The organism is Streptomyces sp. KLMMK, assembly GCF_036961605.1.
GTDB classification, from domain to species: domain Bacteria; phylum Actinomycetota; class Actinomycetes; order Streptomycetales; family Streptomycetaceae; genus Streptomyces; species Streptomyces telluris.
This window is the reverse complement of the sequence record NZ_JBAMDC010000222.1, coordinates 1-11,434: the sequence shown is the minus strand read 5'-3', so window position 1 is coordinate 11,434 and position 11,434 is coordinate 1. Positions and strand designations below refer to the sequence as shown.

The 11,434-nt window shown below is 70.2% G+C and carries 10 protein-coding genes and 1 pseudogene; 2 read left to right on the top strand and 9 right to left on the bottom strand.

All coding sequences use genetic code 11. The annotated features are described in order from the left end of the window. Positions 1-236: 236 nt before the first annotated feature. The 3 genes from V7793_RS25350 to thyX all read right to left on the bottom strand — a co-directional run bounded on the left by V7793_RS25350 (position 237) and on the right by thyX (position 3,954). Positions 237-1,922: a ribonuclease J gene (locus V7793_RS25350; protein ID WP_336010258.1), complete on the bottom strand. Its 1,686-nt coding sequence runs from the start codon at positions 1,920-1,922 to the stop codon at positions 237-239. A 172-nt stretch (positions 1,923-2,094) separates the two neighbouring features. Then, on the bottom strand, positions 2,095-2,997 hold the full coding sequence (gene dapA, locus V7793_RS25345) for a 4-hydroxy-tetrahydrodipicolinate synthase (RefSeq protein WP_336010256.1): 903 nt from the start codon (positions 2,995-2,997) through the stop codon (positions 2,095-2,097). A 216-nt stretch (positions 2,998-3,213) separates the two neighbouring features. Beyond that, the gene (thyX, locus tag V7793_RS25340; protein WP_336010254.1) at positions 3,214-3,954 is read right to left on the bottom strand and encodes an FAD-dependent thymidylate synthase; all 741 of its coding nucleotides are present in this window, start codon (positions 3,952-3,954) and stop codon (positions 3,214-3,216) included. Between the two features lie 211 nt (positions 3,955-4,165). Between thyX and V7793_RS25335 the strand changes: the two genes are divergently transcribed. Together V7793_RS25335 and V7793_RS25330 are read left to right on the top strand one after the other, a co-directional pair. Then, positions 4,166-4,408, top strand: coding sequence for a hypothetical protein (locus V7793_RS25335; RefSeq protein WP_168094152.1), 243 nt, complete (start codon positions 4,166-4,168; stop codon positions 4,406-4,408). A 124-nt stretch (positions 4,409-4,532) separates the two neighbouring features. Next, complete coding sequence (locus tag V7793_RS25330; protein WP_336010252.1) at positions 4,533-5,096, top strand: hypothetical protein; 564 nt, start codon at positions 4,533-4,535, stop codon at positions 5,094-5,096. Between the two features lie 178 nt (positions 5,097-5,274). Here the strand turns inward: V7793_RS25330 and V7793_RS25325 are convergent, their stop codons facing one another. The 6 genes and pseudogenes from V7793_RS25325 to V7793_RS25300 form a co-directional block, all read right to left on the bottom strand. Then, positions 5,275-5,736, bottom strand: coding sequence for a hypothetical protein (locus V7793_RS25325; RefSeq protein ID WP_336010250.1), 462 nt, complete (start codon positions 5,734-5,736; stop codon positions 5,275-5,277). 5 nt (positions 5,737-5,741) lie between these two features. Beyond that, entirely contained in the window at positions 5,742-6,494 is a 753-nt protein-coding gene (dapB, locus tag V7793_RS25320; RefSeq protein ID WP_168094149.1) for a 4-hydroxy-tetrahydrodipicolinate reductase, read from the bottom strand. A gap of 45 nt (positions 6,495-6,539) precedes the next feature. Beyond that, entirely contained in the window at positions 6,540-7,919 is a 1,380-nt protein-coding gene (locus V7793_RS25315; RefSeq protein WP_336010249.1) for a M16 family metallopeptidase, read from the bottom strand. Beyond that, on the bottom strand, positions 7,916-10,141 hold the full coding sequence (locus V7793_RS25310; protein WP_336010247.1) for a polyribonucleotide nucleotidyltransferase: 2,226 nt from the start codon (positions 10,139-10,141) through the stop codon (positions 7,916-7,918). Before V7793_RS25310 ends, V7793_RS25315 begins: the two co-directional genes overlap by 4 nt. Before the next feature lie 265 nt (positions 10,142-10,406). Continuing rightward, positions 10,407-10,694, bottom strand: a complete 288-nt coding sequence (gene rpsO / locus V7793_RS25305) for a 30S ribosomal protein S15 (RefSeq protein WP_168094146.1) — start codon at positions 10,692-10,694, stop codon at positions 10,407-10,409. Between the two features lie 239 nt (positions 10,695-10,933). Continuing rightward, positions 10,934-11,434: pseudogene (locus V7793_RS25300) on the bottom strand (type VII secretion integral membrane protein EccD); the annotation flags it as partial.

Sequence of the window (11,434 nt, the reverse complement as noted above, 5' to 3'; positions counted from 1 at the left end):
CTGGAGCGGGGTTTCGCCTTTCAGCTTTCGCTTTCCGGCGGTGATCCCGACTTTATCAGATCGATCCGGTCGGGATTCCCCACCGCCATCTGAACGATCCTTCACGTTCACGAACGTGTCGGGGTTCCCCTTGCGGTGGAGCCGTAAACCTACTGGACGGCCGCGCCCGGATGCAAATCGGCACCGGGACGGCCGTCCGTTCGGTTGACGAGGCGTCAGGGACGCCTCGTTCCGGGTCAGACCTCGACGACCACGGGCAGGATCATCGGGCGGCGGCGGTAGGTGTCGGAGACCCACTTGCCCATCGTCCGGCGGACGAGCTGCTGGAGCTGGTGCGGCTCCACGACGCCGTCGGAGGCGGACTTGGCGATCGCTTCCTCGATCTTCGGGACGACCGCCGAGAACGCGGCGTCCTCGATGCCGGAACCGCGCGCCTGGATCTGCGGGCCGCTCACCACCTTGCCCGTCGTGCTGTCGACCACGATGAAGACGGAGATGATGCCCTCGTCTCCGAGGATGCGGCGGTCCTTGAGCGAGGTCTCGGTGACGTCGCCGACCGAGAGGCCGTCCACGTACACGTAACCCGCCTGGACCTTGCCGACGATCTTCGCCGAGCCGTTCACCAGGTCGACGACGACGCCGTCCTCGGCGATCACGATGTGATTCTTGGGAACGCCCGTCAGCGCGCCGAGCTCCGCGTTGGCCCGCAGGTGACGCCACTCGCCGTGCACCGGCATGAGGTTCCGGGGCTTGCAGATGTTGTAGAAGTACAGCAGCTCGCCCGCGGAGGCGTGGCCGGAGACATGGACCCGGGCGTTGCCCTTGTGGACGACGTTCGCGCCCCAGCGGGTCAGGCCGTTGATCACGCGGTAGACCGCGTTCTCGTTGCCCGGGATGAGGGACGAGGCCAGGATGACGGTGTCGCCCTGGACGATCCGGATCTGGTGGTCGCGGTTGGCCATCCGGGACAGGGCCGCCATCGGCTCGCCCTGGGAGCCGGTGCACACCAGCACGACCTCGTCGTCCGGCAGGTCGTCGAGCGTCTTCACGTCCACGACGAGACCGGCGGGGATCCGCAGGTAGCCCAGGTCACGGGCGATGCCCATGTTGCGGACCATCGAGCGGCCGACGAAGGCGACGCGGCGCCCGTACTCGTGGGCGGCGTCGAGGATCTGCTGGATGCGGTGCACGTGGCTGGCGAAGCTGGCCACGATGATGCGCTTCTGGGCGGCGGCGAACACCTGGCGCAGGACGCCGGAGATGTCGCGCTCGGGCGGGACGAAGCCGGGGACCTCGGCGTTCGTGGAGTCCACGAGCAGCAGGTCGATGCCCTCCTCGCCCAGCTTGGCGAAGGCCGGCAGGTCGGTGAGGCGACGGTCCAGCGGGAGCTGGTCCATCTTGAAGTCACCGGTGTGCACGGCCATGCCGGCGGGGGTGCGGATGGCGACGGCCAGCGCGTCCGGGATGGAGTGGTTGACCGCGATGAACTCGCAGTCAAAGGGACCGATGCGCTCGCGGTGACCCTCGACGACCTCGAGGGTGTACGGGCGGATGCGGTGCTCCTGCAGCTTGGCCTCGATGAGGGCCAGGGTCAGCTTGGAGCCGATCAGCGGGATGTCCGGCTTCTCGCGGAGCAGGTAGGGGACGCCGCCGATGTGGTCCTCGTGACCGTGCGTGAGCACGATGCCGTCGATGTCGTCGAGGCGGTCACGGATGGACGAGAAGTCGGGCAGGATCAGGTCGATTCCGGGCTGCTCCTCCTCAGGGAAGAGCACTCCGCAGTCGACGATCAGCAGGCGGCCGCCGTACTCGAAGACCGTCATGTTGCGGCCGATCTCCCCCAGGCCGCCGAGCGGGGTGACGCGCAGGCCGTTCTCGGGGAGCTTCGGCGGGGGACCGAGTTCAGGATGCGGGTGGCTCAAAAGACTCTCCTCACCACGCACGCCACATGCCCGCAGGACATATGGCGCGCGTGACCTTCGTGCACTTGCAGTTGTTATTGGATCTTCAGTTGTGGGGTTCCGGCGTTTCGGCCGGTGTGTTCAGTTGTGAAGTCCTGGGCGGACCGGGCGGTGCCCGGTCCGGGGCGGCGGTTCAGCCGAGCTGGACGCCGCCGGCCGTGAGGTCGCGCCGGAGCTGCTCGGTCTCCTGCTCGGTGAGCTCCACGAGCGGCAGGCGCACGGGGCCGGCGGGCAGTCCCTGCAGGGCCAGGCCGGCCTTGGTGGTCATGACGCCCTGGGTGCGGAAGAGGCCCGTGAAGACGGGGAGCAGCTTCTGGTGGATCTCGGCGGCCTTGCGGACGTCACCGGCGAGGTAGGCGTCGGTCATGGCGCGCAGGTCGGCGGCGACGAAGTGGCCGGCGACCGAGACGAAGCCCGCGGCGCCGACGGCGAGCTGCGGCAGGTTCAGCATGTCGTCGCCGGAGTACCAGGCGAGGCCGGAGCGGGCGATGGCCCAGCTCGTGGCGCCCAGGTCGCCCTTGGCGTCCTTGTTGGCGACGATGCGGGGGTGGTCGGCCAGCCGGACGAGGGTCTCGGTGTCGATCGCGACGCCGCTGCGGCCCGGGATGTCGTAGACCATGACCGGCAGGCCGGTGGCATCGGCGACGGCGGTGAAGTGCCGGACCAGGCCCTCCTGCGGGGGCTTGTTGTAGTACGGCGTGACGACGAGGAGGCCGTGGGCGCCCGCCTTCTCGGCGGCGCGGGCCAGCTCGGCGCTGTGGTGCGTGTGGTTGGTGCCGGCTCCGGCGACGACGTGGGCGCGGTCTCCGACCGCCTCGACCACGGCCCGTACGAGCTGGGCTTTCTCCGCATCGCTGGTGGTGGGGGACTCGCCGGTGGTGCCGTTGACGATGAGACCGTCGTTGCCGGCGTCCACGAGGTGGGCGGCGAGCCGCTGAGCGCCGTCGAGGTCGAGGGCACCGTCAGCGGTGAAGGGCGTGACCATGGCGGTCAGGACCCGCCCGAAGGGCGTCTGCGGTGTGGAGGTCGGAGCCATGAGGGTCACGCTACTCGTTGCTCACCGTGAGGTGCCCCCTCGGGGAGTGCCAAAGGGATCCCGGCACTGCCTGCTCGGGGGTTCAAGCAGTGCCGGGCCCGTCTTTTCAGACTAGATTAAAGCCACGAAAAGCCGCAATACGGACACCGTAGTTACCGGGCCGTACAGCACCCCCGGGAGCCGGTGCCGCGGCCGCCGGGCCCGGGGGCCGCGGCGTCACGGGGCGATGCGGCCGTTCTTGTTGAACGCGGCGTACGTGAGGGGCATGAGCTTCGCCCACTCCGCCTCCATCTTCTCGCCGACCATCTCGATCTCCCGCTGCGGGAAGGACGGCACGGCCGCCTGCTCGTGCTGCGTGCGCAGGCCGAGGAAGTGCATCAGCGAGCGGGCGTTGCACGTGGCGTACATCGAGGAGAACAGGCCGACCGGGAGGACCGAGCGCGCGACCTCGCGGGCCACACCGGCAGCCAGCATCTCCTGGTAGGCCTCGTAGGCCTCGCGGTAGGTGTTCTCCATGACGCGCGTGGTCAGCTCGTGCTGCGCGTCGGTGCCCTCGACGAAGACGTACTTGCCGGGACGGCCCTCCTGGACGAGCTTGCGCTCGGCGTCCGGGACGTAGAAGACGGGCTGCAGCTCGCGGTAGCGACCCGACTCCTCGTTGTACGACCAGCCCACGCGGTGGCGCATGAACTCGCGGAAGACGAAGATCGGCGCGCTGATGAAGAAGGTCATCGAGTTGTGCTCGAAGGGGCTGCCGTGGCGGTCGCGCATCAGGTAGTTGATCAGCCCCTTGGACCGCTCCGGGTCCTTGGTGATCTCTTCCAGGGACTGCTCGCCGGCGGTGGAGACGCGGGCCGCCCACAGCACGTCGGAGTCGGCAGCGCTGTGCTTGACCAGCTCGACGGTCACGTCGCCGCGGAATGTGGGCTTGGCGGTCTCGGTGGGGCTGTCGGTCACCGGCGGGGTCCTTCCAGTTGCATGGCTCGGGGCGGCGCCCAGCCTACGGGCCGCCACTGACACTCGGCGGCCGACGGCCCCGCCGCGACGGGGCAAGCGGCTCACTGGTTGAGATTTTTCACAGAAGTCGCCGAAAACGGGCACCGCCGGCGCGCTTCGATCGTCCTTACGTACGACAGCAGTTTTCGAGGTTCCTAGGAGAGCCCCCATCATGTTCCGCCGGCGAGAGCCCGTGCCGTTCGCCTTCGTCGCCGAGGCAGAGCGCTACCGCAGCAACGTCACGCCGCCGCCCCGAGAACGCGCGAGCCGCTCGCAGATAGCCGGCCGCGTGCTCGTGGGCCTCACGGTGACGACGGGGCTGGTCGGAGCGCTGCTGTTCGGAATGCCGTCCCTGCAGCCGAGCGCGCAGGACACGCACCAGTCGCAGCGGTCCGAGACCTCGGACGGCCGCTGACCTGCGGGTGATCATGACGGGCGGGATCCGGCGCACCGACCCTGGTGTGCTCGGGTCCCGCCCTTTTCTATAGCCTCACCGGGCACAGCCGTTCGAGCGTGCTTGCTGACGAGTGAGGAAATTCGTGCCCCTGCCCTTTCTGACCGCTGACCGCGACGCCGGGGAGCTCGCGCCTGCCGCCGGGGCCGCCGCCCCGCCCGCTTGGGACGAGGACCTCGCCCGCTGGCGCCGTCCCTACCGTCCGGGGCCGTGGCGCGTCGGCGTCACCGCACTGTTGCTGCTGCTCGCCTCGTACGTGCTCTTCGCCGCGATGATCATTGCCGTGGCCGGCTCCCTGCCCGGGTCGGGCGTCTGTGTCGCCGTCGCCGTCCTGGTGATCCTCCTGGCCGTGCGCCTGGTGCGGGCCGGGGTCTGGGTGAGCGAGCACGGGCTGCGCCACGTGGGGCTGCTGTCCAAGAAGACGGTGCCCTGGGCCGAGGTGACGGCCGTGCGCACCACGCAGCAGCCCGTGCGGTGGCTGGGCCTCCCCCGCACCGTGCAGGGGCAGGCGGTCGTCGTGGAGCGCGCGGGCGGCAGCCCCCTGGCGACGCTGGTCACCGACCATGGAGCGGACTTCCTCGGGCGTCCGCAGGCGTTCGCGATGGCGTGCGACGCGGTCGAGGGCTGGGCGGCGGACTTCCGCCGCTGACGCGGTGCCGCCCGGCGCCGAGCCGGGCGCACGCCGCCCCATGCCGGGCGCCCCATGCCGGGCCCATGCTGACATGCGGGGCCCATGCTGAGCGGCCCCATGCACCGCCCCGTGCCGCCGCCCAGTGCACCGCCCCCTGCAGTGCCCCATGCAGCCCTCCGCAGGACGTCGCGGCGCCCTACGCGGCCTCCGCCCGCACCGGCTTCCTGTCGTGCAGGGCGATCGCCCGCTGCATGGCCTTGCGGGCGCGGGGCGTGTCCCGGGCGTCGTGGTAGGCCACGGCCAGCCGGAACCAGCTGCGCCAGTCGGACGGGGCATCTTCCGTCTCGGCCTTGCGCTTGGCGAAGACCGCGTCCGCGGAGTCCCGGTCGATGCGCCCGCTGGGGGTGCGCACCAGTTCGTCCACGGGCAGCCCGCCCTCGGCCTCCAGCTCCCGCGCCAGCCGGTTGGCGTCGCGCGCGAACTTGGTGGTCTGGTAGAGGAACCAGGCGCCGATGAACGGCAGGACCAGGACCGACACTCCGAAGGCGATGGTGACGGCCGTGCCCTGCTGGATGAGCATGACTCCGCGGCTGCCGACCAGGACGAAGTAGACGACCAGGACGGCGGCCAGGGCGAAGTAGACGATTTTGGCGCGCACGGTGCTCAGCCCAGGTCCAGGAAGTGTTCCAGGCCGAACGTCAGGCCCGGGGTCGTCGTGACGCGCCGCGCGCCGAGCAGGATGCCCGGCATGAAGCAGCTGTGGTGCAGCGAGTCGTGCCGGATGGTGAGCGTCTCGCCGGTGTCACCGAAGAGCACCTCCTGGTGGGCCAGGAGGCCGCGGAGCCGTACGGCGTGCACGGGCACCCCGTCGACGTCCGCGCCGCGCGCACCCTCCAGGGCGGTCGTGGTGGCGTCGGGCTGCGGGGCACAGCCCGCCTCGCGCCGGGCGGCGGCGATGAGCTGCGCGGTGCGGGTGGCCGTGCCGGAGGGGGCGTCGGCCTTGTTGGGGTGGTGCAGCTCGACGACCTCGACGGACTCGAAGAAGCGGGCCGCCTGGCGGGCGAAGGACATGGTGAGGACGGCCCCGATGGAGAAGTTCGGGGCGATGAGCACGCCGGTCGACGGCGAGGCGTCGAGCCAGGAGTTCAGCTGCGCGAGGCGCTCCTCGGTCCAGCCGGTGGTGCCGACGACACCGTGGATGCCGTTGCGCACGCAGAACTCGAGGTTGTCCATGACCGAGTCGGGGTGCGTCAGCTCGACCGCGACCTGGGCTCCCGCCTCGGTCAGGGCCTCCAGCCCGTCGCCCCGGCCCAGCGCGGCCACCAGCTCCATGTCCTCGGCGGCTTCGACGGCCCGTACGGCCTCGGAGCCGATGCGGCCCTTGGCTCCGATGACCGCGACGCGCAGCTTGCTCATCGTCCCTGCTTCCCTCTACAGCGGTGAACTACTTCCCGCGGTGAACTAAGAAACGGCCTCGTGCAGGCGCGCGGCCTGCTTGTCCTTCAGCGGGCCGATGACGGACAGTGAAGGACGCTGCCCCAGTACATCGCGGGCCACCTCACGGACCTCGTCCGGGGTGACGGCCGAGATGCGCGCCAGCATGTCGTCGACGGACATCTGGTCGCCCCAGCACAGCTCGCTCTTGCCGATGCGGTTCATGAGCGCACCGGTGTCCTCCAGGCCGAGGACGGTGGAGCCCGCGAGCTGCCCCACGGCGCGGCTGATCTCCTCGTCCGGCAGTCCCTCCGACGCGACCTTGTCGAGCTCGTCGCGGCAGATCTTCAGGACGTCGTGGACCTGGCTCGGGCGGCAGCCGGCGTAGACGCCGAAGAGGCCGCAGTCGGCGTAGCCCGAGGTGTAGGAGTAGACCGAGTAGGCCAGGCCGCGCTTCTCCCGGACCTCCTGGAAGAGGCGCGAGCTCATGCCGCCGCCGAGGGCGGTGTTGAGCACGCCGAGCGCCCAGCGGCGGTCGTCCGTGCGCGACAGGCCGGGCATGCCGAGGACGACGTGCGCCTGCTCGGTCTTGCGGCCGAGCACCTCCACGCGGCCGGCGGTGCGGATCGTGCGGGCGCCGGAGCGCGGGCCGACGGGCGTGGCGTCCGTACGGCTCAGGGCACCGGCCCGGTCGAAGGCAGCGCGCACCTGGCGGACGACCTTGGCGTGGTCGACGTTGCCCGCGGCGGCCACGACGAGGCGCGTCGGGTCGTAGTGCTTCTTGTAGAAGCGGGCGATCTGGTCGCGCGTGAGGGCGTTGATCGTGTCGACCGTGCCGAGGACGGGGCGGCCCAGGGGCGTGTCGCCCAGCATGGTGTGCGCGAACAGGTCGTGCACGCAGTCGCCGGGGTCGTCCTCCGTCATCGCGATCTCTTCGAGGATCACGCCGCGCTCGGCGTCGACGTCGGCGGCGTCGATCAGCGATCCGGTGAGCATGTCGCAGACGACGTCGATGGCCAGCGGCAGGTCGGTGTCGAGCACGCGCGCGTAGTAGCACGTGTACTCCTTGGCCGTGAACGCGTTCATCTCGCCGCCGACGGCGTCGATGGCCGAGGAGATGTCGAGCGCGCTGCGCTTGGCCGTGCCCTTGAAGAGCAGGTGCTCCAGGTAGTGGGTGGCGCCGTTGAGGGCCGGCGTCTCGTCGCGCGAGCCGACGTTGGCCCAGATGCCGAAGGTCGCGGAGCGCACGGACGGCAGCGTCTCGGTGACGATGCGCAGGCCGCCCGGGAGGGTGGTGCGGCGGACCGTGCCGATGCCGTTCTCGCCCTTGAGGAGCGTTTGGGTACGGGCGACGGCCCGCCCCTCCGAGGAGGTGCGGGCCGTCTTCCGTGTACTACGGGACGTCACTTGGCGGACTCGTCCTTGGTCTCGTCGGCCTTGTCGCCGTCCTCGCCCTCGATGACGGGGATGAGGGAGAGCTTGCCGCGCTGGTCGATCTCGGCGATCTCGACCTGGACCTTCTGGCCCACGCCGAGCACGTCCTCGACGTTCTCCACGCGCTTGCCGCCGGCGAGCTTGCGGATCTGCGAGATGTGCAGCAGACCGTCCTTGCCCGGCATGAGGGAGACGAAGGCACCGAAGGTGGTGGTCTTGACGACCGTACCCAGGTAGCGCTCGCCGACCTCGGGCATGGTCGGGTTGGCGATGCCGTTGATCGTGGCGCGGGCGGCCTCGGCGGCCGGGCCGTCGGCGGCACCGATGTAGATGGTGCCGTCGTCCTCGATCGTGATCTCGGCGCCGGTGTCCTCCTGGATCTGGTTGATCATCTTGCCCTTGGGGCCGATGACCTCGCCGATCTTGTCCACGGGGATCTTGACGGTGATGATCCGCGGGGCGTTGGGGGACATCTCGTCCGGCGTGTCGATCGCTTCCATCATCACATCGAGGATGTGGAGGCGGGCGTCGCGGGCCTGCTTGAGGGCCGCGGCCAGGACGGAGGCCGGGATGCCGTCCAGCTTGGTGTCGAGCTGGAGGGCGGTCACGAACTCCTTGGTGCCGGCGACCTTGAAGTCCATGTCGCCGAAGGCGTCCTCCGCACCGAGGATGTCGGTGAGGGCGACGTAGTGCGTCTTGCCGTCGATCTCCTGGGAGATCAGGCCCATGGCGATACCGGCGACGGGGGCCTTCAGGGGCACACCGGCGTTCAGCAGCGACATGGTGGAGGCGCAGACCGAGCCCATGGACGTCGAGCCGTTGGAGCCCAGCGCCTCGGAGACCTGGCGGATCGCGTAGGGGAACTCCTCGCGCGTCGGCAGCACGGGCACGATGGCCCGCTCGGCCAGGGCGCCGTGGCCGATCTCGCGGCGCTTCGGCGAACCGACGCGGCCGGTCTCGCCGACGGAGTACGGCGGGAAGTTGTAGTTGTGCATGTAGCGCTTGCGGGTCACCGGGGAGAGGGTGTCCAGCTGCTGCTCCATGCGGAGCATGTTGAGGGTGGTGACGCCCAGGATCTGGGTCTCGCCACGCTCGAACAGGGCCGAGCCGTGCACGCGCGGGATGGCCTCGACCTCGGCGGCGAGCGTACGGATGTCCGTCACGCCACGGCCGTCGATGCGCTTCTTCTCCTTGATGACGCGCTCACGGACCAGGGACTTGGTCAGCGAGCGGTACGCGGCGGAGATCTCCTTCTCGCGGCCCTCGAACTCCGGCAGGAGCTTCTCGGCGGCGAGCTCCTTGACACGGTCGATCTCGGTCTCGCGCTCCTGCTTGCCGGCGATGGTGAGCGCCTGGGCGAGCTCGTCGCGGACGGCCTTGGTCAGGGCGGCCAGGACGTCGTCCTGGTAGTCCAGGAAGACCGGGAACTCGCCCTCGGGCTTGGCGGCCTTGGAGGCGAGCTCGGACTGCGCGCGGCACAGGACCTTGATGAAGGGCTTCGCGGCCTCGAGACCGGCGGCGACGACCTCCTCGGTGGGGGCGTCGGCGCCGTCCTTGACCAGCTGGACGGTCTTCTCGGTGGCCTCGGCCTCGACCATCATGATCGCGACGTCGCCGTCCTCCAGGACGCGGCCGGCCACGACCATGTCGAAGACGGCGTCCTCGAGCTCGGTGTGGGTCGGGAACGCGACCCACTGGCCCTTGATCAGAGCGACGCGGGTGGCGCCGATCGGACCGGAGAAGGGCAGGCCCGCGAGCTGCGTGGAGCAGGAGGCGGCGTTGATCGCGACCACGTCGTAGAGGTGGTCGGGGTTGAGCGCCATGATCGTCTCGACGATCTGGATCTCGTTGCGCAGGCCCTTCTTGAAGGAGGGGCGCAGCGGGCGGTCGATCAGGCGGCAGGTCAGGACCGCGTCCTCGGAGGGACGGCCCTCGCGGCGGAAGAAGGAGCCGGGGATCTTGCCGGCCGCGTACATGCGCTCCTCGACGTCCACCGTCAGGGGGAAGAAGTCGAGCTGGTCCTTGGGCTTCTTGGAAGCCGAGGTGGCCGACAGCACCATGGTGTCGTCGTCCAGGTACGCCACGGCGGAACCGGCGGCCTGCTTGGCCAGGCGGCCCGTCTCGAAGCGGATGGTGCGGGTGCCGAAGGCGCCGTTGTCGATGACGGCCTCGGCGTAGTGGGTCTCGTTCTCCACCAGGGATATCTCCTCGTCTACGTCCCGGCCCGTGTGGCGGGGACGGTGGTGGAGGAGCGTCTGTGCTGGCCGGTCTTCGATCGAAGCACCCGGATTTCCCTGATCCGGGGGCCACTACCGAGGACCGGCGGCGAGCTGAGCGCTCCTCCTCATACGGTTCGGCGTAGGTGCCGTTGTGGAAACCAGACTACAAAGCTTCTGCTTTCCACGAGATACGCAAAGGGAGCGGCCCCCAGATCGTGGGAACCGCTCCCTTCACGGTGTCTTACTTGGCGCCGGCGGCACCGCGGCGGATGCCGAGGCGCTCGACCAGGGCGCGGAAGCGCGTGATGTCCTTCTTGGCCAGGTACTGCAGCAGGCGACGGCGCTGACCGACCAGGAGCAGCAGGCCACGACGCGAGTGGTGGTCGTGCTTGTGCATCTTCAGGTGCTCGGTCAGGTCCGAGATGCGGCGGGTGAGCATCGCAACCTGGACCTCGGGGGAGCCGGTGTCGCCCTCCTTGGTGGCGAACTCGGCCATGATCTGCTTCTTCGTAGCGGCGTCGAGCGACACGCGATACTCCTTCTGAGTGTCTTTTGGCCACCGAGTGCCCCTGGTCTCTTACTCAGGGGAGCTTCCGTTACTCGGGAGGCGGGGTCCGCTGGGCGCTGTCCCCAGAGACCCGCGAAGGGCGCTCCGGAGGCGCGTACACAAACGGCCGTTGCACAGAGTACCAGCCCGGACCAGTCACCCTGGCAGGGAGGGCCGGATACGGGGGCGGGGCAGGGGCTGATCCGTCCGGCCTGTCCGGACTATCCGGCCGACAAGCTGCGCGCCGCCGAGTACAGATCGAGGACGGCGAGGCACAGCGGGACGAGCGCGAGGAGGAGGACGCTCTCGGCGAGGTCGGAGACACGCCCCCAAAAGGGTGACAGGCCCCGGGTGGGGACGATCAGCGCCACGGCGGTGAGCAGGGCGCCACCGAGGGTGACGGCTGCTGCGAGCCAGAGCGTACGGACGTCGAGGGACCCGCCGCCCGCACCCGCGTCGGCGGCCGGCTGGAGGGCGAGGCCGAGGACGAGCAGGGCGAGGGCTGCGAGGCCCGCGCCGAGGACGGCGGCGACCTGGGCGGTGTAGCGGAAGAGACGGGCGCGCAGCAGCATCGCGAGGCCGGCGGTCAGGGCGAGGAGACGGGGCCAGGGGCCGCCGCCGGGGGCGAAGGCGAGGACGGCGGCGGAGGCCGTGACGAGAACCGCGCAGCCGCCGACGAGGCCGAGCAGCAGCTCGTGGCCGCGGCGGACCCGTGCGGCGAT

Coding starts and splice junctions, on each gene's coding strand:
- V7793_RS25335 (WP_168094152.1), top strand. CDS start 4,166: ATGTTCCGCCGGCGAGAGCCCGTGCCGTTCGCCTTCGTCGCCGAGGCA.
- dapA (WP_336010256.1), bottom strand. CDS start 2,997: ATGGCTCCGACCTCCACACCGCAGACGCCCTTCGGGCGGGTCCTGACC.
- dapB (WP_168094149.1), bottom strand. CDS start 6,494: ATGAGCAAGCTGCGCGTCGCGGTCATCGGAGCCAAGGGCCGCATCGGC.